The 20208-nt window shown below is 68.4% G+C and carries 21 protein-coding genes; 8 read left to right on the top strand and 13 right to left on the bottom strand.

The features are described 5' to 3' along the window. Window positions 1-105 precede the first annotated feature (105 nt). A complete protein-coding gene (locus ACSFB7_RS07965; protein ID WP_435468777.1) occupies window positions 106-999 on the top strand; it encodes a LysR family transcriptional regulator in 894 nt (297 codons plus the stop codon). Window positions 1000-1021: 22 nt separating this feature from the next. On the opposite strand, the gene ACSFB7_RS07960 is transcribed toward ACSFB7_RS07965, so the two are convergent. The 4 genes from ACSFB7_RS07960 to ACSFB7_RS07945 form a co-directional block, all read right to left on the bottom strand. Continuing rightward, window positions 1022-2374: a DUF6242 domain-containing protein gene (locus ACSFB7_RS07960; RefSeq protein WP_435468775.1), complete on the bottom strand. Its 1353-nt coding sequence runs from the start codon at window positions 2372-2374 to the stop codon at window positions 1022-1024. Between the two features lie 251 nt (window positions 2375-2625). After that, window positions 2626-4113, bottom strand: coding sequence for a sensor domain-containing diguanylate cyclase (locus ACSFB7_RS07955; RefSeq protein ID WP_435468773.1), 1488 nt, complete (start codon window positions 4111-4113; stop codon window positions 2626-2628). A 107-nt stretch (window positions 4114-4220) separates the two neighbouring features. Beyond that, window positions 4221-4814, bottom strand: a complete 594-nt coding sequence (locus tag ACSFB7_RS07950) for a YbhB/YbcL family Raf kinase inhibitor-like protein (protein WP_435468771.1) — start codon at window positions 4812-4814, stop codon at window positions 4221-4223. 29 nt (window positions 4815-4843) lie between these two features. Then, window positions 4844-5185 carry a Rieske (2Fe-2S) protein gene (locus ACSFB7_RS07945; protein WP_435468769.1) on the bottom strand — a complete coding sequence of 114 codons (342 nt, stop codon included), beginning with the start codon at window positions 5183-5185 and terminating at the stop codon, window positions 4844-4846. A gap of 103 nt (window positions 5186-5288) precedes the next feature. Between ACSFB7_RS07945 and ACSFB7_RS07940 the strand changes: the two genes are divergently transcribed. After that, entirely contained in the window at window positions 5289-5822 is a 534-nt protein-coding gene (locus tag ACSFB7_RS07940; RefSeq protein WP_435468767.1) for an ureidoglycolate lyase, read from the top strand. A gap of 19 nt (window positions 5823-5841) precedes the next feature. Here the strand turns inward: ACSFB7_RS07940 and ACSFB7_RS07935 are convergent, their stop codons facing one another. The 9 genes from ACSFB7_RS07935 to ACSFB7_RS07895 form a co-directional block, all read right to left on the bottom strand. After that, the gene (locus tag ACSFB7_RS07935) at window positions 5842-6588 is read right to left on the bottom strand and encodes a DUF7003 family protein (RefSeq protein ID WP_435468765.1); all 747 of its coding nucleotides are present in this window, start codon (window positions 6586-6588) and stop codon (window positions 5842-5844) included. Window positions 6589-6656: 68 nt separating this feature from the next. Beyond that, window positions 6657-7844 carry an amidase gene (locus ACSFB7_RS07930; protein WP_435468763.1) on the bottom strand — a complete coding sequence of 396 codons (1188 nt, stop codon included), beginning with the start codon at window positions 7842-7844 and terminating at the stop codon, window positions 6657-6659. Window positions 7845-7876: 32 nt separating this feature from the next. Beyond that, window positions 7877-8908, bottom strand: a complete 1032-nt coding sequence (locus ACSFB7_RS07925) for an ABC transporter ATP-binding protein (protein ID WP_435468761.1) — start codon at window positions 8906-8908, stop codon at window positions 7877-7879. Further along, window positions 8905-9945: an ABC transporter ATP-binding protein gene (locus tag ACSFB7_RS07920; protein WP_435468759.1), complete on the bottom strand. Its 1041-nt coding sequence runs from the start codon at window positions 9943-9945 to the stop codon at window positions 8905-8907. Before ACSFB7_RS07920 ends, ACSFB7_RS07925 begins: the two co-directional genes overlap by 4 nt. 319 nt (window positions 9946-10264) lie before the next feature. Next, window positions 10265-11182 (bottom strand): ABC transporter permease, encoded by a 918-nt coding sequence (locus ACSFB7_RS07915; protein WP_435468757.1) that lies wholly within the window; start codon window positions 11180-11182, stop codon window positions 10265-10267. 6 nt (window positions 11183-11188) lie between these two features. Continuing rightward, the gene (locus ACSFB7_RS07910; RefSeq protein ID WP_435468755.1) at window positions 11189-12142 is read right to left on the bottom strand and encodes an ABC transporter permease; all 954 of its coding nucleotides are present in this window, start codon (window positions 12140-12142) and stop codon (window positions 11189-11191) included. 34 nt (window positions 12143-12176) lie between these two features. Next, window positions 12177-13838, bottom strand: a complete 1662-nt coding sequence (locus ACSFB7_RS07905; protein WP_435468753.1) for an ABC transporter substrate-binding protein — start codon at window positions 13836-13838, stop codon at window positions 12177-12179. Window positions 13839-13926: 88 nt separating this feature from the next. After that, on the bottom strand, window positions 13927-14706 hold the full coding sequence (gene cnbZ / locus ACSFB7_RS07900; RefSeq protein WP_435468751.1) for a 2-amino-5-chloromuconate deaminase CnbZ: 780 nt from the start codon (window positions 14704-14706) through the stop codon (window positions 13927-13929). A 55-nt stretch (window positions 14707-14761) separates the two neighbouring features. Then, on the bottom strand, window positions 14762-15709 hold the full coding sequence (locus tag ACSFB7_RS07895) for a LysR family transcriptional regulator (protein ID WP_435468749.1): 948 nt from the start codon (window positions 15707-15709) through the stop codon (window positions 14762-14764). Between the two features lie 218 nt (window positions 15710-15927). Here ACSFB7_RS07895 and ACSFB7_RS07890 point away from each other — a divergent pair, with 218 nt between their 5' ends. From ACSFB7_RS07890 to ACSFB7_RS07865, 6 genes are all read left to right on the top strand, one after another. Beyond that, window positions 15928-16656 (top strand): papain-like cysteine protease family protein, encoded by a 729-nt coding sequence (locus ACSFB7_RS07890; RefSeq protein WP_435468747.1) that lies wholly within the window; start codon window positions 15928-15930, stop codon window positions 16654-16656. Between the two features lie 98 nt (window positions 16657-16754). Then, window positions 16755-16964 (top strand): YgaP family membrane protein, encoded by a 210-nt coding sequence (locus ACSFB7_RS07885; protein WP_435468745.1) that lies wholly within the window; start codon window positions 16755-16757, stop codon window positions 16962-16964. 3 nt (window positions 16965-16967) lie between these two features. Next, a complete protein-coding gene (locus tag ACSFB7_RS07880) occupies window positions 16968-17513 on the top strand; it encodes an RNA polymerase sigma factor (protein ID WP_435468744.1) in 546 nt (181 codons plus the stop codon). Beyond that, window positions 17510-18541: a dihydroorotase gene (gene pyrC / locus ACSFB7_RS07875; RefSeq protein WP_435468743.1), complete on the top strand. Its 1032-nt coding sequence runs from the start codon at window positions 17510-17512 to the stop codon at window positions 18539-18541. The genes ACSFB7_RS07880 and pyrC overlap by 4 nt, the downstream gene beginning before the upstream one ends. Continuing rightward, the gene (locus ACSFB7_RS07870) at window positions 18538-19386 is read left to right on the top strand and encodes an NYN domain-containing protein (RefSeq protein ID WP_435468741.1); all 849 of its coding nucleotides are present in this window, start codon (window positions 18538-18540) and stop codon (window positions 19384-19386) included. The genes pyrC and ACSFB7_RS07870 overlap by 4 nt, the downstream gene beginning before the upstream one ends. Then, complete coding sequence (locus ACSFB7_RS07865) at window positions 19383-20120, top strand: DUF3025 domain-containing protein (RefSeq protein ID WP_435468739.1); 738 nt, start codon at window positions 19383-19385, stop codon at window positions 20118-20120. Before ACSFB7_RS07870 ends, ACSFB7_RS07865 begins: the two co-directional genes overlap by 4 nt. The last annotated feature ends 88 nt before the right edge of the window (window positions 20121-20208 follow it).

Below are 20208 nucleotides of genomic sequence, written 5' to 3'. Positions count from 1 at the left end.
CCCGAGGCTCTGGGGGTGAACCCCGCATTCTTGGTCCGCATCGCGGCTTTGACAATTGCATAGACGGTTGACAGACTGTCAAAGGATTTTTGACACAATGGGTGCATGGACCTGCAATCGCTGACCCTGCTGGTCGAAATCCTCGACGCCGGCAACCTGAGCGCGGCGGCGCGCCGGCTCAAGATGAGCCGCGCCAACGTCAGCTATCACCTGAACCAGCTCGAACGCTCGGTGGGCGCGCAACTGGTGCGGCGCACCACCCGGCGCGCCGAGCCCACTGAAATCGGCCTGCGCCTGTACCAGCACGGCGTGGCCATCCAGACCGAGCTGCTGGCCGCGCGCGAGTCGGTCACCACGTTGGGGCAGGGCCTGCAGGGCCGCGTGCGCCTGAGCGTGCCCAGCGGCTACGGGCAACTGGTCATGGCCGACTGGCTGATCGACTTCAAGCGCCAGTACCCCGGCATCGTGCTCGACGTGGTGTTCGAGAACCGCATCGAAGACCTGCTGCGCGACGAGGTCGACATCGCCATCCGCGTGGTGCCCGAGCCGCCGCAGAACCTGGTTGCGCGCGACCTGGGGCCGGTGCGCTACGTGGCGTGCGCTTCAACCGACTACGCAAAGAAGAACCCGCTGCCCGTGCAGCTCGACGAGCTGCAGGGCGCGCCGGTGGTCACGGCTGCGGTGATCGGGCGGCAACTGCGCGTGTCGGCCTACCAGGGGGAAACGCGGCGCGAGGTGATCCTGGAGCCGACCCTGATCTCGGAAAACTTCTTGTTCCTGCGCCAGGCCATCCTGGCCGGCCTGGGCATCGGCCTCGTGCCCGACTACGTGGTGCAGGAAGACGTGCGCCGCGGCGACGTGGTGACCACGCTCGACGACTGGCGCCTGTCGATCTTCGGCACGCAGATGTTCATGCTCTACATGCCGAACCGGCAGCACACGCGGGCGCTGCGGACCTTCATCGATTTCATCCTGGAGCAGGTGCGGGCGCCGGAGTGAAGCCGCGGCGCCCGCATCGTGCTCAGGGCACCGTGCGGTAGGTGGTGCGTTGCGACGTGCCCTGGCCCGTGGTCACGAGCAGGCGCCCTTGGATGACCGCCATGCCCGATGCATCGCCGGAGCTGCCGACGCGTGGGCGTTCAAGTTGCCAGTTGACCAGGTCGGTGGTCGACATGGCGTTCTGGTTCGGTTTGCCGAAAGTGGCGTCGGAGGTCGGGCTGATGAACAGCCGCCCGTTGAGCACCGCGCACTGCGTGCTGCCCTTGGGGAAGTTCGCCGGGAAACCGCTGGCCAGGGTCCAGTTGGTGCCGTCGGCGGACGTGGCCACCTGGTCGCCCACCAGCAGCAGAGAGCCCTGCCAGTTCAGCGCGCAGGTGGGGTTGCCGAGGGCCGCGGGCAGGGCGTCTGCCGCCTTCGTCCAATTGATGCCGTCGTCGGTGGACTTCCATACGTCGCGCATGGCGCCGGCGCCGTTGCGTCCACCCGCCACGTACAGCGTGGTGCCGACCTTGGCCATCACATGCGCTTCGCGGCCGGGGAACAGGGCGGCCGTTGCCTGTGGCTGCCAGTCGTTGCCATCGAATTTCCAGACGTGGCTCTTGTAGCCGCCCAGGGGCTTGCCGTACGTGCCGACCGTTTGGCCGCCACTGAGGTAGACCGCAACGCCGTCGCTGGCCAGGGCGAAACTCTTGGTCGATGGTGTCAGCGCGGTCGTTGTCGGCACCTTGGTCCAGCTGCTGCCGATGTCGGCAGAGGTCCACGTGTCCATGTTGCCGTCATAGAAGTTGGCCGACACCACGATGGGCTTGCCATCGCGATAGCTGAGCGCGAAGTTGTCGGTGAAGCCCGGCGTCGTCTGCGCCGCTTCCCAGGCCGAGTAGTGCAGGGTGGCGGGGTCGATCACCGTGATCTTGTAGGGCAGCTGCCAGGGCGAGCCTTCGACGGGCTGGGCGCAGGTCAGCGGGTTGGTGTCGTAGCAGGCCCGCACCTCGAAGTTGCCGGTGTAGGTGCCGGCGGCCAGCGACGCATTGGTGTTCAGGGTGGCGGTGTATTGCTGCCCGCTGCTTGAAATCTTGACGTTGGTGGTGATCACGCCCTTGGTGTCGATGATGCCGACGCTCACCGGGACCGTGATGACCTTGGTCGACGTTGCGGTGACGTAAAAAGTCTGGGGCGTGTTGGGGAACAGCGTGAGTTCGACCGGCGACGGATTGAACGTCAGCCACGCGCCGGCCGGATTCGCGACCGGTGGCGTGTTGGGTGGGGGCAGCAGCCCCGGAAAACCTCCCCCGCCTCCGCCGCCTCCACCACCACCGCACGAAGCGATCAAAGAGGACAGAACGAGCACGCCCAAAGAGGCGACACAGCGCTTCATTTTTTCTACCTTTGCAAGATGATCAGTTCCGGAAGCCGGCCACTGACCAACCTCCCCCCGTGCTGCAGAAACATGCCCGCACGTGGATGGTCGTGCGGGAAACAGCAGATGCCGTGCATCCCCTCAGATGCGTGGAATCGACGGCCACTGGCCGCGCTACATGTGGATACAGCGGCGGAATCCTATCCAGCCGGTAGGGGAAAGACAAGGGCCGAAGCCCTTGGCGAACGAACAGCCGCGTGGTGCCCGGCCTATGCGAGCCGGCGCTCCTGCGTCGTGGCCTCGTAGTGGTTCGCCTTGTCCACGTACATCGCCCGGTCCGCCCGCTGCATCGCCGCCTCCAGCGGTTCGCCCGCGTGGCAGGTCGCCAGGCCGATGGCCAGGCTCAGGGCATGGCCGCTCTGGCCCGCGTGGAACTGGTTGTTCATTTCCAGCAGCGTCAGGATGCGCTCGCGCATGGCTTCGGCGCCGCGCTCGTCGGTCATGGGCAGCAGCACCGCGAACTCGTCGCCGCCGATGCGCGCGGGCCAGGACGGCGGGGCGACGGCCTTGTCGAGCACCTCGCCCATGCGGCGCAGCAAGGAGTCGCCGGCGGCGTGGCCTTCCTGGTCGTTGAGTTGCTTCAGGCCGTTGAGGTCGATCACCACGATCGACACCGGCCACGGCCCCTTGCGCGACAGCCGGTTGAGTTCTTCGGTGTAGTAGGTGCGGTTGCACAACTGCGTGAGCACGTCGTGCTTGCCGAGGTATTCGAGGTACGCCTCGGCCTTCTTGCGCGCGGTGATGTCGACCAGCGACACCAGCACCAGGTCCCAGGTGTCGAGGCGGTCCTGTTGCACCGCGAACTGCATGTGGATGTTGAGCACCTCGCCCGACAGTGCGTAGTTGAGCACCTCGCGCTGCTGCACGGTCTTGCCGTTCCACAGGTCCTGCAGCTGCTCGGCGAAGGACTCACGCATCTCGCCGCGGAAGATGCGCGAGATGTTCCCCAGCAGCGTCGTCAGGTCGGGCGCGCCGAACATGCGCAGGGTTTCGTGGTTCACGTCGATGACGCGAATCTCCTGCATGCAGCGCGTGACGAACTCCGGGTGCACCTTGATAAAGGTGGCGAAGTCGGTGATGCCGCGCGCGCGGATGCTTTCGAGCAGGTTGCGCACGGCGCTGAAGTCTTCCACCCACAGCGAGACCGGCGAGCGGTCGAACAGGCTGCGTGCGTACTGCTCGCTCTCGTCGCGCCGGCGCTGCGCGGCCACGCGCTCGGTGACGTCGTCGAGCGACACCAGCACGCGGTTCCAGGTGGCTTCGTGGCCGGGCAGCACGCGGGCGCGCACGCGCACGTTGAGCCGCCGTCCGTCGAGCGCGTAGTTGACGGTTTCGCTCTCGAAGCTGAGCTGCCCGCGCCAGAGCTGGTCGAGTTCGTGGACCACGGTGGCCGACATGTCGTCGCGGAACACGCTGCCCAGCGCACCCAGCAGCGTTTCCTGGCTGTCGGCGGCAAAGAGATGCAGCGTGTGCTGGTTCACGCGCAGCACCTTGAGCAGGGCCATGCAGTCGCGCACGCGCTGCGGGTCTTCGGCCAGGTAGGCGACCAGGTCGGTCACGCCCTGCGCGCGCCAGCCGTCGAGCATGCGCCGCAGTTCGCTGTAGTCCTCCAGCCAGAGGGAGACGGGCGCCAGGTCGAACATGGCGTCAAGGTCGGTGGACGGGGAAACGTCGGACGCGGCGGCGGACAGGACCATCGAGAGGGCTTTCGGAAAAGCGGCGGCAGCCACTGCGGACGGACGCCGGAAAACTGAAGTCTTAATTATTAACCGCAAGCATGACGATGCCGTGCGGATGCGCTCCATCAGCGGCTGTAAAGGCCCACCACGCTCTGCCCGCCCAGCGCATGGCCCTTGAGCGCGGCCAGCAGCGCGTCGCGCGACAGGCCGGCCGGCAGCGCGCCGGGTGCGAGGTCGGACGCGACCACCGTCAGCGTGTAGTGGTGCGGCTGGTCGCCCACCGGCGGACACATGCCGCGGTACGCGGTGGCGCCGGCGACGTTCGGGCCCATCGTGAAGTCGGCGCCCGGCTGCGCTTCGCCGGCCTTGAGCTGGCCGCGCTCGGCCGCGATGTTGTAGGCCACCCAGTGCGACACGCCCAGGCCGGCCGCGCCGTCGGGGTCGGACAGCAGCACGGCCACCGACTTCGCCTTGGCTGGCAGGTTGCTCCAGGCCACCGGCATCGAGACGTTCTTGCCGCCGCAATCGCCCACGCCGGCATGGTCGGGTGGAATGACGCCGTTGTCGGCGAAGGCGCTGGACGTGACCTTCAGGCCCGTGGGGGCCTTGCCGCTGCTGGTGCTGGTGGCGGGTTGCATGGCGGTGCAGCCGGCCATGAGGCCGGCGAAGGCGAGGGCCGCGACCGGCAGGACAAAGGGAGGAAGTCTGTTGTTGCGCATATCGCTCTCCTGGAAGGGTGTCTTCGTCTTCATTCGGGCTGGCCGAGCCACACGCTGCCGTCCGCTTTTTCGTGCACCGCCAGCGGCGTCAGTCGCGCGCCGCGGCAGGGGCCGCCGACGCACTTGCCGGTGTCGGGCTCGAAGATGGCGCCGTGCCGCGCGCACATCAGGAAGCGGCCTGAACTCTCCAGCACCTGGCCCTCGAAATCAAGCGGGCCGCCCGCATGGGGGCACTCGTTGATGTAGCCGTGCACGCCGCCCTGCCAGCGCACGGCAAAAGCCTGGGCGCCGCCGGGCGCGGTGAAGAGGGCGGCGAGGCCGCCGTCGGCGAGCGCCGGGGCGATCGACTGAGGCTCTGTGGTGCTCATCATTCTTCTGGCTGCATTTGTCGAGGGGGGCGCACGGTCATGGCCTTGCGCGAAGCAGGCAGTATCCCCGCAAGGCGGGCGGCACGCTTTCTGCTGCAATCGCCGCATGAACGATGTTCCCCTGACAGGCGCCGCGGCGCTCGTGGCGCAGCCGCTGACCTCCCGGGCCTTTGCGCCCTATGGCAGCGTGATCGAGGCGCCCGCCGGCGAGGGCCGGCCCATCAACGGCGGCAATGCGCGCCGCTTCGACCTGCTCGACGACCTGCGGCTCGACGCCGAAGGCGGCCGGCCGATGCTCGCGCTGTTCCGCGCGCAGGCGCGGCGCTTTCCGCACGAGGTGTCGGAAATGGAGCGCCATGCGCTGGGCAGCCAGACCTTCGTGCCGCTGGGCGACAGGCGCTTCGTGATCGTGGTCGCCCCCGCAGGCGCGGCGCCTGTGTCGGCACGGCAGCTCGCGGCCTTCGTCACCGACGGGCGCCAGGGCGTGGTGCTCGCGCCCGGCACCTGGCATCACGCGTTGCTGGCGGTGGATGCGGGCGACTTCGTGGTGATCGAACGCGCGGGGATTGGTGTCGTCGATTGCGACGTCTGCCTTCTGCGGCAGGCCGGCAGCGTGCAACTGGCGAGCCAGCCCAGCTAGCCGACGACGCAGAGGTTGGCTAGAGGGTGCCGCCTTCCGGCCAGTTGATCCAATGGGTGTTCGGATTGAGCGTGGGCGTGTAGTGCGCGGTGTCCCCGGTCGCCAGCACCCTGGCCAACTGCTGGAAGGTAGCCGAGTTGCCGGGCCGGGACTGTTCATCGACGACATCGGGGTGATGCCATTCTTCGAGTTGCAGGATCTGCGCCATCTCCGGCCGCACGCTGGCGCGGCGCTCCGCCGTGGTGGCCAGCACGTCGTCGCGATGGGTGGCTGCGAGGATGCGGCACAGCTCGAAGGCGTGGAGCCGGCCTTCGTCCAGCGGGTCGATCCGATGGGCGCTGCAGTCTGCGAGGGACGGCGCAGGAATCGTCCGGCCCCGCAGGGTCAATTCGTGCCGACCACTCGCAACCCATTCGAGGTTCTCGGCATCCTGCCATCCGCCTTCCTCGATGGGATGGATGAAGCGCGATTCGTTGTGCGGGTTGCGCGCGAGATAGTTGTCGTGCGCCTCCCGGCTGACGTAGTTCGTTTCCGGGTCGCGCTCGTGCAGGCGGCTGGCGAAAGTGTGCACCTGGGTATCGGGAAGGCCCGACCTCGGCGAGAAGCCGAACACTTCGATGACCATGGCCCAGTCCTGCGGTGACCGGTACAGCGACATGCGCGTGGCCGCGAGGTAGACATAGCCGTTGTCCAGCATCGGGAACACATAGCGCTCGCAGCACTGGTCGAGGATGGAAAGGATGTCGGCTTCTTGCCAGTTCAGCATGGATGTTCCCGAACCCGGGGTGGGCTTCGGGGCGACTGTAGCGGCAGCCGACAGACGCCGCGACAGCCTCAGTCCGCGATGCGCTGGGCCAGCGCAACCAGCGACCGGTCCGACCCCGCCGGCCCGAGCAGCGAAATGCCCAGCGGCGCGCCGTCGCGCGTGGCCAGTGGCATCGACAACTGCGGGAAGCCCGCGAGACCCGCGATGCACAGCATGCGGATCGCACGGTTGCGGTAGTCCTCCAGTACGGCCTCGCTGTCGCTGCGCAGCGGCGCGATGTCGGGCATGGTGGGCATCAGCAGCACGCCGTCGGTGCCGAGCAGTGCGCCCAGGTGTGCGCGGAACGCGGTGCGAAAGACGCGCGCGGTGGCCACCTGCGCGTCGGTCACTTCGCGCGACCATGCAAAGCGTTCGGCCACGCCCGGGCCCAGCGGCGGGGCGTAGCGCTCGATCAGCGGGCCATCGGTGAGCCAGGCTTCGCGCGACTGCAGGTAGCGAAAGCTCCAGTACATCGTGTCGAAGGACTCCAGCGCCGCTGTGGTGCCCCTGGCGGCGCCGAGCAGGCTCTGCACGCGGTCGGCCGCGCCCTTCATCAATGCGTCGGCCGCGGCAGGCACGGCCAGCGCCCAGACATCGTCGGGCCGCAGCAGCCGCACGCGCTCGGGCAGTGGCGTGGCGTCGGCAGTAGTGCCCAGCAGCACGTCGGCCACGCGCGCGAAGGTGCCGATGTCGCGCGCGAACCAGCCGCAGGTGTCGAAGCTGGGCGCGAGGTCGAGCGCGCCTTCGAGGCTCACGCGGCCGTGCGTGGGGCGCAGGCCGTACAGGCCGCAGTGGTTGGCCGGCGCGCGCACCGAGCCGCCGGTGTCGGTGCCCAGCGCGAAGTCGCACAGGTGCGACGACACGGCCGAGGCCGAACCCGACGACGAGCCGCCCGTGATGCGCAGCGGCGCGCCGCCGTTGACCGGCGCGCCGAAGTGCGCGTTGTTGCCGTTCATCGAGAACGCGAGTTCGTCGGTCACGGTCTTGCCGGCAAAGCGCGCGCCGGCATCGAGCAGCTTCTGCACGGTCGATGCGGTGCGCGTCTTGATGCCCGACATCGCCAGCACGATGGGGTTGCCGCCGCCGGTGGGGTAGCCGGCCACGTCGAACAGGTCCTTCGCGGCAAAGCTCAGGTCGGCCAGCGGGCCGGTCGTGGCGCGCGAGACCGGTGCGTCGGGGTATGGAACGAAGGCGTGGGCGGGGTCGTGAAGGGGCATGGCGATGGACGATGGATCGTGGTGGTTGTCGGTCAGGCGACGAGCACTGGCGCAAGGGCTGCGGCGGCGTCGGTGTGGATGCAGCGCACACGGTGGTTCTTCGCAAGCTCGGCCACCGGTGGTTGCGCGGCGCGGCAGGCGTCGCTCGCGAGCGCGCAGCGCTCGGCAAAGGCGCAGCCGGGCGGCAGCGCCGACAGGTCGGGCGGTGCGCCGCCGATGGTTTCGAGCCGCGTGCCGCGCGCCAGCGCACCGTGCGCGCGGCTCTTGAGCAGCGCGATCGTGTACGGATGGCGCGGCGAGCGGATCAGCTCGCGCGCCGTGCCTTCCTCGACGATGCGGCCCGCATACATCACGGCGATGCGGTCGGCCACCTCGACGGCGGCGCCGATGTCGTGCGTGACGAAGATCACCGACAGCCCCAGGTCGCGCTGCAGCTCGCGCAGCAGCAGCAGGATCTGGATTTGCACCGTGGCGTCGAGCGCGGTGGTGGGCTCGTCGGCCAGCAGCAGTTGGGGCTTGCAGGCGAGTGCGAGCGCGATCATGGCGCGCTGGCGCATGCCGCCCGACATCTCGTGCGGGTAGGCCTGCAGGCGCCGCTCGGGGCTCGGGATGCGCACGCGCTCGAACAGCGCCAGCGCGCGCTGTTGCGCCTCGGCCTGCGTCACCGACTCGTGCCGGCGGATCGATTCGACGATCTGCGCGCCCACCGAGTACACCGGGTCGAGCGCCAGCAGCGGCTCCTGGAAGATCATCGACGCGACCTTGCCCCGGAAGTCGGCCAGCTCGCGCTGCGACATCGCGAGCACGTCGCGGCCCGCCACCTGCACCGTGCCGCCCATGCGGGTGCGGCGTTCGGAGTGCAGGCGCAGCAGGGTGCGCATGGTCACGCTCTTGCCCGAGCCCGATTCGCCGATCAGCGCGACGACCTCGCCGCGCTGCACGTCGAGGCTCACGCCGCTGACCGCATGCACCGGCTTGCGGCCGCCGCTGAAGGTGACGCTGAGGTCGCGCAGGCGGACCATGGGTTCTTCTGCGTCGTTGCTGCTGTTCGTCGTCATCGTCATGCTGCTTGCCTCCGTGCTTCGGCGGCCATCGGATGCCCGCTGCCCGGCTCGTGGATCAGGCAGCTCACCGCATGCTGCGAACCGGTGGCGATGCGTTCGGGCACGACCTTGCCGCACACCGGCGCGGCCTGCGCGCAGCGCGGATGAAAGCGGCAGCCCGATGGCGGGTTGATGGGGTTCGGCGGATCGCCCGCGAGCGCCGCTTCTTCGGTGCGATGGTCGGGGTCCATCGACGGCATGGAGGACAGCAGCGCGCGGGTATAGGGGTGCGCGGGCGCCTCGTACAGCGCATCGGCCGGGCCGATCTCGGCCACCTGGCCCAGGTACATCACCATGACGCGGTCGCTCACGTAGCGCACCACGTTGAGGTCGTGGCTGATGAACACGTAGGTCAGGCCGAACTCGGTCTTCAGGTCGAGCAGCAGGTTGATGACCTGCGCTTCCACCGACTTGTCGAGCGCCGAGACGGCTTCGTCGAGGATCACCATGCGCGGCTGCAGGGCGAGTGCCCGCGCGATGTTCACGCGCTGCCGCTGGCCGCCTGAAAGCTCGTGCGGGTAGCGTTCGGCAAAGCGCTGCGGCGACAGGCCCACGCGGGCGAGCAGGTCGCGCGCACGCGCCACCGATTCGCGCCGTGGCACGCCGTGCACCTGTGGGCCGAAGGCGATCGAGTCTTCGATGGTCAGGCGCGGGTTGAGCGAGGCGTAGCTGTCCTGGAACACCATCTGCACCTGGCGGCGGAACTCCTTCAGCGGCAGGTCGCGGCTGCCGACCTGGCGGCCGTCGAAGACGACCTCGCCGCGCGTGGGTTCGATGAGCTGCATCAGCAGGCGCGCGGTGGTCGACTTGCCGCAGCCGGATTCGCCGACCACGCCCAGCGTCTCGCCCTTGAGCACTTCGAAGTCCACGCCGTCGACGGCGCGCACCACGCCGCCGCCTCGGCCCAACGGGTCTTTCTTCAGGGGGAAGTGCTTGACCAAACCTTTGATGGTCAGCAGCGGTTGGGCGGGGCCGCCGATGTCTTCTAGCGCATCCATTTTTTACCTCTGCGTGTTGTGAGGTGTGCTTGTTCGGGGCGGGTGCGAATGACACCAGGAGCTCCCCTCCGCGAATGTCCCCCGCTTCGCTCCTCCTTTATTTCGCTGCGGGGAGCACCTGGCGTCATTCGCACAGGACACGCCGTGCGTTTGCGGCCGATCAACCAGTGCTCTGATAACGCTCGCGCTGGCGGTGTGCTCTGCGCAGCGAAATAAAGGGGGAGGGGGCGCAGCCCCCGGAGGACATTCGCGGAGCAGAGCACACCGTCGGCGCGAGCGCACCCCGAATCGCTGCAATAAAGAAGACACGACCCCATGCTCACCCCTTGTTGTCCATCGCCGACCGCAGCCCGTCGGACAGAATGTTGAAAGAGATCGAAGTGATGAAGATCATCACGCCCGGCAGCGCCGCGACCCAGGGCTGCGCATAGATGGCGGTGCGCAGCGTGTTGAGCATCAGGCCCCACTCCGGCTCCGGCGGCTTCACGCCGAGGCCGAGGAACGACAGGCCCGAGGCCAGGATCATCGACACCGCGATCAGGCTGGTGGCGTACACGAAGATCGGCCCGAGCACGTTGCCCAGCACATGCACGCGCACGATGGTGAAGGGGCTCGCGCCCGACGCGCGCGCCGCTTCCACGTAGTCGCGGGTGCGCACCTGCGTGGTCACGCTCTCGGCCACCCGCGCGATCTGCGGAATGAACACGATGGTCAGCGAGATCAGCGAATTGACCACCCCCGCGCCCAGCGTGCCCGACAGCGCGATGGCCAGCAGCACCGAGGGGAAGGCGTAGAACACGTCGATGGTGCGCATGATCAGCGTGTTGGTCAGCCCGCCCGCATAGCCCGCGACGATGCCGATGACAGTGCCCAGAACGAAGGCGCACAGCACCGGCGTGATGCCGATGAACAGCGACAGCCGCGCGCCGACGATGAGGCGCGAGAGCATGTCGCGGCCCAGCTCGTCGCTGCCGAAGGGCAGGCCCTCGGTGCCGATGGGCTTCAGGCGCTTGAGCATCGACGACTGGTACGGGTCGGACGGCGCAAGCCAGGGGCCGAAGACCGCGAGCGCGATCAGCAGCAGCACGACGATGGCCGCGCCGACGGCGACCGGATCGCGCCGGAAGCGCAACCAGACCGAGGCCCAGTAGCCGCGCGAGCGCTGGGCGGGCAGCGGCTCGACGGCCGCGGCGATGGAGGAGGGGGCAATGGAGGAGGGGGCGAGCACGGAGGACATGGTCTTTCAGGCCCGGGCAATGCGTGGATCGAGCAGGGTCTGCAGCACGTCGACCAGCAGGTTCAGCACGACGAAGAACATCGCCAGCACCAGGATCGTGCCCTGCAGCAGCGGCAGGTCGCGCTGGAAGATGGCGGAGTTGAGCAGGAAGCCGGTGCCCGGCCACGAGAACACGGTCTCGATGAGGATCGAGCCGCCGAGCAGATAGCCCAGCTGCAGCCCCATCACCGCCAGCGCCGTGGGCGCCGCGTTTTTCACCATGTGGCGGAACACGCCCAGGTGCGTGAGCCCCTTGGCGCGCAGCCCGACGATGAACTCCTGGTCGAGGATGTCGGCCACCAGCGCGCGCACCGTGCGCGCGATGATGCCCATCGGAATCACCGACATGGTGAGCGCCGGCAGCAGCAGGAACTGCAGGTGCGCCCAGTCCCAGGCCCAGTCGTCCGAACCGCTGGGGCCCGCGCCGGTGGCCGGCAGCCACATGAGCTGCGACGAGAACACGATCACCATCACCATGCCCAGCCAGTAGTGCGGCACGCTCACGCCCAGCACCGAGAACATCGAGGCCAGGCGGTCGATCCACGAGCCGCGGAAGTAGCCGGCCACGAAGCCGAAGAGGCAGCCCAGAACGAAGCCGATGAAGGTGGCCACCACCGCCAGCCGCAGCGTGTTGCCCACGGCGGTGAACACCTCGCCGGCCACCGCGCGGTTGCTGGCGATGGACACGCCCAGGTCGCCGTGCATCGCGCGCCACAGCCACATGGCGAACTGCTCGGGCAGCGAGCGGTTGAAGCCGTACAGCTCGCGCAGCTGCGCCTGCAGCTCGGCGGACGCATCGGGCGGCAGGATCGACACCAGCGGATCGCCGGGTGCGAGATGCACGAGCAGGAAGCACACGAGGGCCACGCCGATCATGATCGGCACGGCGTAGATCACGCGGCGCAAGAGGTAGGCGAGCATGGCGGCTGGCTTGTGGCTGGCTGGCGTGAAGCGCTCAGTCCATCGTCATCGTGGCGATGTCGATGAACCAGCTCTTGGGCTGCACCACGTTCTTGACCTTGGCCGACATGGCGCGTGGGCCGACGTCGTGCGCGATCCACACGAAGGGCGCGTCGTCCACGATGTGCGTGTGCAGCTTCGCGAGCGCGGCGTCGCGCGCCTTGTCGTCGAAGCTGGTGCGCGCATCGGCCACCAGCTTGTCGACCTCGGCGTTGCCGTAGTAGCCCCAGTTGTTCGACACCGGCGGAAAGGCCTTGGTGCTCACGAAGCGCACCATCGCGAAGAACGGGTCCATCGCCGCGAAGCTGATGTTGACCGCGTTGGCGCCGTTGGCGGAAGGGTCCTTCGCGCCCTTGCGCCAGTTGGTGAACAGCGTGTTCCATTCGATCACGTCGAACTGCACGTCGAAGAAGCACTGCTTGAGCGACTGCTGCGCGAATTCGTTCATCGGCAGCGGCTGCATCTGGCCCGAGCCCGAGGCCGAGATCTGCACCTTCACCTTGATCGGCTTGGCGGCCGAGTAGCCGGCCTGCGTCATCAGCGCCTGCGCGGCCTTCACGTCGTAGCGGATGTCGAAGGTGGGCTTGCCGAACCACGGATGGCCCGGCGGCACGGTGCCCTTGGGCTCGGCCATCATGCCGCCCAGCAACTGCTTCATGCCGCCGCGGTCGATGCACAGGTTGGCGGCCTGGCGCACGCGCTTGTCGAGCCAGGGCGAGCCTTCGGCGAACGAGAGCTGCCACGGCCACACATGCGGCTGCGCGTTCGAATAGACCTTGAAGCCGCGCTGCGTGATCTGCGCCATGGCGTCGGGCGCGGGCGCCTCGATCCAGTCGACCTGGCCGCCCAGCAGCGCGGCGGTGCGCGCGTTGGCCTCGGGCATCGGCAGCATCACGACCTTGTCGATCTTCGGCACGCGCCTGGCATCCCAGTAGCCCTTGTTGGCGGCCAGCTCCAGGCGCTCGCGCGCCACGAAGCGCGTGACCTTGAACGGGCCCGAGCCCGACGGGTCGGCGGCGAAGGCGGTCCAGGCGGCCTTGGCCTTGTCGGCGGGCGTGGCGCCGGTGGCCGCGTCCAGCTTCTTGTGCCACTGCGCGGGCGAGGCCATGAACAGGTTCGACAGGTTGATCGGCAGGAAGGCGTCGGGCTCGCTGGTGGTGAGTTCGATCGTCAGATCGTCGATCTTGCGTGCGGACTTGAGCGTGGGCATGCGCGAGGCGGTCACGCCGACCTGGCTGGGGTCGAACTGCAGGGCGTCCTTGTCCAGCACCTTCTGCACGTTCCACACCACGGCGTCGGCGGTGAAGGCAGAGCCGTCATGGAACTTGACGCCGGGGCGCAGCTTGAAGACCCACTTGGTCTTGTCCTTGGCATCGACCGCCCACGAGGTGGCCAGGCCGGGGATCAGCACGCTCGGCGCATCGGCCTTGGACAGGTCCCACTGCGTGAGCGAGTCGTAGATCGGGATGCCGGTGAAGCGGTTGCCCTCGAAGCCCTGGTCGGGCTGGCCGAGCGTGCGCGGAATGTCTGCCGCCGTCATGGCGATGCGCAGCGTTTTCTCCTGCGCCATCGCGTGAGGCGTTGCGAGCACCAGGGTGGCGAGCGCCGCGCAGGCGGCCAGGGGTTTCAGGAACAGGGCAGGGGCAGCACGCTTCACATGGAACTCCGTTGGGTGGAATGGCGAAAAGGTCGAAGAAAGCGCTCAAGCACGACATGTGCCAGCCGGCGTGCAGTCCCTTGTCGAACTAGGGCCATGACAGCGCGATCTCGCGCCTTGCGCAGCGCAGGTCCATCTCGAATTCCATGTCCACGATCGGCGGCCGCGCCAGGTGCCAGGTCAGGCCGGTGGTGAGCGCGCCGCGCTGCACGATCTCGTCGAACACCAGCGCGCCGATGTCGTGCACCGTGTAGGCCTGCACGGCCGCAGCATCGCGCCAGCCGAAGCCGAGCACGGCGAGGCGGCGCTCCATTTCCGTCATCACGTAGCCGAGCTTGGCGCGCAGGCCGTCGGGGCTGGTGTCGCCCAGGCGGACCATCACCTCGCGGTAGCTGGCATGGCCGTCGGGCGCTTCGCCGCCGCCCGAGACCACGAAGCTCGGCGGCGCGCCGTCGTCGTCGTCGGCCGGCACGGTGTACGAGAAGGCCTGCAAGGCCGGCGTGGCCGGTGCACCGACGCGCGGGCACACGTTGGTGCGCGCCACCGGGTTGCGGTCGCCGTGCAGCAGCTGCCAGCGCTCCAGCGTGCCGGCATAGACGCGGTTGAAGTCGTGAAAGCCGCGCTCCGAGAACGGCGCGCGCGAGCGCAGTTCGCAGGCGCACAGCGCGGTGAGCGGTCGGCCGATGGCACCCAGGTGCGCCGCGATGATGTCGAAGCCGTCGGCCAGCGGCACGGCCTGCTGCAAGCGCACCCGCTCGATGGCAAAGCCGGGCAGCGCGGCCACGCCGGCGGAATACTGGAACACGCCCTTGGCGTAGCGGTAGCCGCCTTCGGGGAACGCAATGGTTTCGGTGTGGGTGGTGGTCATGCCGTCTTTCCTGGTCGGCCCCGAATGTAGGGAGCGACGAGGCCGACGGGAAGGCTCATTTCTGCACGCGCGTGTTGCCGGAATCAGAACGCGGCACCGCGCCGGCGCCACCATAGCGCGCCATGCCGGTGGCCAGCATTTCGAGCAGCGCGCGCGAGGCCGGCGACTGGCGCTGCCCCGGCATGGTGAGCAGGCTGGTCGCGGTGGCGGCAAAGTCGCGCTCCTGCAGCGGCACGGCGCACAGGTCGCCGTTCGACACCTCGTGCAGCGCCGCATAGCGCGGCAGGAAGGTGATGAGATCGCTGTTGCGCACCACGCCTTTGGCCATGTCGAGCGTGCTGGTCTCGATCACCAGCTCGAGCGACACCTGCGTCTTCGACGCGATGCGGTCGACCAGGTGGCGGATCTGGAACGAGCGGTCGGGCAGTGCCACGCGATGGCCTTCGAGTTCGCGGAACGACACGCCGCGCCGCCGTGCCAGCGCATGCGTGGGCGCGACGATGGCGCACAGCGGCTGCTCCAGCCGCGCATGTTCGCGAAAGGCGTGGCCCTCGGGCAGGTTGAAGGCCAGCGCGATGTCGATGCGGCCTTCCTGCAGCGCTTCGAGCACCGCGCGCGAGCCCACCACCGAAGCCTGCAGCTTCACCTGCGGATGCCGCTTCTGGAAGCGCGCGAGGGTGTTCGCAAGGAAGTGGCTGACCATGCCCTCGATGCTGCCGATGCGCACCGTGCCGCCGGGCTGGCCGATCAGCTCCTGCAGCGTGCCGCGCAGCGCCTGGCTGTTCTGCACGGCCTGCTCGGCATGTGCCAGCACCAGCTCGCCGGCCGGCGTGAGGGTGGTGCGGTTGGCGCGGCGGTCGAGCAGGGCGGTCTGCAGCTCGCCTTCGAGCTTGGCGATCTGGCGGCTGATGGCGCTCGGCGCCACGCCCAGTTGTTCGGCGGCTCGGCGCAGCGAGCCGGCCCGCGCGGTCTCGCGAAAGTAAAGCATGGCCGTGGACAGCATGGCGGTTTCCTGTTCTTGTTTTCGGCGTGGGCCGGGCGGGCCGAACCTTCGGCCGATTGGTGCAGCGCGTCAAGCAACAGGCGTACCCCGTCGCATGCGGGGTCGCCATCCTGGCTACGCCATCCGGCGGATGGACGCGGCAGCGCCTGCTTTTCACAATTCAGCCGCTCGCATTCCAGAAGAGCTCGCGCTTCCAGGCGCCGAAAGGGAGCCCGCTGATGATCACGCTGAAACAGGGATGGCGCGGTGCCGATGTCCGCCGGTTGCAGGAGGCATTGAACCGCAAGCTGCTGCCCAGCCCCGCGCTTGCCACCGATGGCGATTACGGTCCGCTGACCCGCGCTGCCGTGCTGCGCCTGCAGGCCGCGCACTGGCTGGTGGAAGACGGCGAGGCCGGCCCTTGCACGCAGAACGTGGCGTTCGACGGCGAAGGCGATGCACCCATCCTGCACCCGGTCGCGCTGATTCCGCCGCCCGCCGCCGTGCTGTGCTGGGCCGCCGGCGTCGCGATGATGACGCGCTCCAACGTGCAGGCCGTGGTGGCGCGCACGCCGGCCGAACTGGTCGCGGCCGATGGCGGGTTGCAGGATTTCGTCGACACGCAGGACGCGGGCATGAAGGTCGACCAGCGCTTCGCGGCCGCGCACGGCCTGGCGGTGCGCCCGCCGGCGCCGTGGTCGCTGAAGGCGCTGCGCGCCGCGCTGCACAACGGCCCGTTGATGTTCGACATGCGCTGGGACGCCAAGGGCTATGCGGACGGCGCCGGCCGGCCGGGCCACATGGTCGTCATCGCGGGCATTCGCGGCGACAACGACCCGAGCGGGCGCGGCACCACGCTGCGCATCCTGGACCCGTGGCCGCCGAACAAGGGCGCGCGTTCTTCGGTCAACTTCTGCAAGTGGGAGCAGGTCGCCAACGCGCGCACCTGCCGGGTGTTTCAGAAATAACCAGAGAATTCGCCGATTCCCGCGAACCGTTCGGCGGGTTCGCCGCCTCTTGGTGTCCGAGGGTCTTCCTCGCACACCAACGGATCGAAGGAATCGCAATGTTCTACGTCAAGAATGTCCCGGGCTGGGAGCGCGCGCTGCGCATCGTCATGGGCCTGGCCGGCCTTGTGTTCGCGGCCATGAACTGGGGCACGGCCGGCCTCGCGGTCGGTGTCGGGCTCGCGGGCGCCATGCTGGCCGTCACGGGCCTGTTCGGCTTCTGCCCGATGTGCGCGATGGTCGGGCGCAAACCCGGCAAGGGGCGCTGAGCCGTGGCCGCCGGGATCATCGACCGTACCGACCTGATCCACGCCGCGCAGACCGGCGACCCCGCGGCCATCGCGGGGCTGCTGGCGGTATGCCAGGCCGACGCGCGCCGCTATGCCCGGCGGCACTGCCAGGCCAGCGACATCGACGACGCCGTGCAGGAATCGTTGATGGTGATCGTGCGCAAGGTGCGCGGCCTGAAGGCGGCCGCCGCCTTTTCGTCGTGGCTGTTCACCGTCATCCGGCGCGAATGCCTGAAGCTGCAGCGTGCGATGTTCAGGCACGACCCGCTGGACGACGACGTGGCCGAGCGGCAACTGGCCAGCCGCACCGACGACGCATTGCGGCTGGACCTGACCCATGCGCTGGAGTCGCTGCCCGCGCACTACCTGGAGGTGGTGCTGCTGCGCGATTTCGAGGAACTCACCATCGCCGAGATTGCCGAACGGCTGGGCGAGCCGACCGGTGCCGTCAAGAGCCGGCTGCACCGCGCACGCACGCTGGTGCGCGAATACTTGCTGGGGCCCGATGCGACAATTGCCCCGCCATGACAGACACCCTCACGATCACCCGCCCCGACGACTGGCATTTGCATGTGCGCGATGGCGCCGCGCTCGAAGCCGTCGTACCCCACAGCGCGCGCCAGTTTGGCCGCGCGCTGATCATGCCGAACCTGCGCCCCCCCGTGACCACGGCCGCGCAGGCCATCGCTTATCGCGACCGCATCCGCGCCGCCGTGCCCGAAGGCGTTGCCTTCGAGCCGGTGATGTCGCTCTACCTGACCGACAAGCTGCCGCCCGAAGAGATCGCGCTGGCCGCCGAAGCCGGCGTGCGCGCGCTCAAGCTCTACCCGGCCGGCGCCACCACCAACAGCGATGCCGGCGTGACCGACATCCGCCACACCTACAAGACGCTCGAAGCCATGCAAAAGCACGGCCTGCTGCTGCTGGTGCATGGCGAGGTGACCGACCCGGCCATCGACCTGTTCGACCGCGAAGCCGTGTTCGTCGACCGCGTGATGATTCCGCTGCGCCGCGACTTCCCCGAGCTGAAGGTGGTGTTCGAGCACCTGACCACCAAAGAGGGCGCGCATTACGTGCGCGATGCCGACCGCTTCACGGCAGCCACCATCACCGCGCACCACCTGCTGTACAACCGCAACGCGATCTTCACCGGTGGCATCCGCCCGCACTACTACTGCCTGCCGGTGCTCAAGCGCGAGACGCACCGTGTGGCGCTGGTCGAGGCCGCCACCAGCGGCAGCGACCGCTTCTTTCTGGGCACCGACAGCGCACCGCACCCCGCGCACCTGAAGGAACATGCCCTCGGCTGCGCCGGCTGCTACACCGCACTGACCGCCATCGAGCTGTACGCCGAGGCCTTCGACAGCGTGAACGCACTCGACAAGCTCGAAGGCTTCGCGAGCTTCCACGGCCCCGACTTCTACGACCTGCCGCGCCACACCGACACCGTCACGCTCAAGCGCGAAAGCTGGACCGTGCCCGAGACCGTGCCTTATGGCGAGGCCACGCTCAAGCCCCTGCGCGGCGGCGAAACCATGAACTGGAAACTCGCATGACCCCGACGCTGCGCGTGATGCTGCTGATCGATGCCGACAACGTCTCGGCCGACGTGATCGAGCAGGCCGTGCAGCGCACGATGGAGGACTACGGCGCCATCCACGTGCGCCGCGCGTACTGCAATGCCGAGATGGCGGTCAACCGGCAGGCGCTGTTCAAGCGGCTGTCGGTGCGGCCGATGGTGAATCTCTCGGCGGGCAAGAACAGCACCGACATCGCGCTCGCGGTCGATGCGATCGACCTCGTGATCGCCGAACGGCCCGACGTGGTGGTGCTGGTGTCGTCCGACTCTGACTTCGCGCCGCTTGTGGTGCGGCTGCGCGAAAAAGGCTGCCGCGTCTGCGGCATCGGCCAGCAGGGCAAGACGGGCGAGGAAACCATCGGTGTTTACGACGCGTTCATGGACCTGGCGCATCACGGCGTGAAGCCTGCCGCGCGCACTGCGGCGGCGAAGAAGGTGGCGGCCAAGTCGGCACCCGCGAAGACCACGCGCGCAAGAAGCAGCGCCGCGGCGTCCGCGCCTGCAGCGGCTGCACCTGCGCCTGCTGCAAAGAAGGCCGCGACCAAGACCGCTGCCAGGAAGACCACGAAGGCCGCTAAGCCTGTGGCGCAGCAACCTGCGAAGCCCCAGGTCTCCGAGGCGGCCGAGTTCATCCTGCAGGCGGTTCCCGCCTTGCGCAGCGGCAACGATGTGCCGCTCAACGACGTGGCGCAGGCCCTGCGCGCAGCCGGCCTGCTCGGCAAGCACGGCAGCTCGCTCAAGCTGTTCGACAAGCTCACGGCCGAATTCGCGGTGCAGCAGCACCCGGACCGCATCCGCTGGACAGGGGCGTCCGCGCCTTGACCCTGCCGGCGGTCGATTGGGCGCAGCCCTGGCTTGCACCCTATCGCGCGCATGGCGAAGCGGTGGCGCAGGCCGCTGCGCAACACACATCGGTGGCCGCCGCGCTGCAGGCCATCAAGCCCGCGCCGGTGCCCGACTTCGTGCACCAGGACGCGCTGCCTGCAGGGCAGGCGTATGAGGCACACATCTTCCAGACCCGCACGGTACCGACGCGCGACAACCTGCACGACTTCTTCAACGGACTCGTGTGGCTGGCCTTTCCGCAGTCCAAGCGTCGCCTGAACGAACTGCAGGCCGCCGAGATTGCGCGCATGGGTGTCGCGGCTGTGCGCGGGCCGTTGCGTGATGCGCTCACGTTGTTCGACGAGAACGGCGCCGTGCTCGATGCGCCACCCGCGCTGTGGCGTGCATTGGTGGCGCGCGACTGGCACACGCTGTTCGTGACGCAGCGCGAACTGTGGGCCGAAGCCCGATTGCTGCTGTTTGGTCACGCGCTGCTCGAAAAACTCGTGACGCCGCGTAAACCGATCACCGCGCATGTGCTGTTGACGTACGACGCAACGGGGTCGATGGCGTTCGACGATGCATCGATTGCACGGAATTTCGATGCGAAGCGGCTTGAGATGAAGCCTTTCGTTCCTCTTCCGGTGCTTGGCGTGCCTGGGTGGTGCGTTGAAAATACTTCGGCGTCTTTTTACGCGGATTCGTATGTTTTTAGAGGCTTGGCGCGCTAGCTCTTGCTGGTGTTGTTGTGTCTTTGTCTGGGGGCGGGTTCGGGTTCATTCGGGGTACGTGCGAATGACACCAGGAGCTCCCCTCCGC

It is taken from the genome of Variovorax raffinosi (assembly GCF_051216615.1).
Classification (GTDB): Bacteria; Pseudomonadota; Gammaproteobacteria; order Burkholderiales; family Burkholderiaceae_C; genus Variovorax.
Note: the sequence above shows the minus strand (reverse complement) of the source record. Positions and strands in the feature narration are given on the sequence as shown.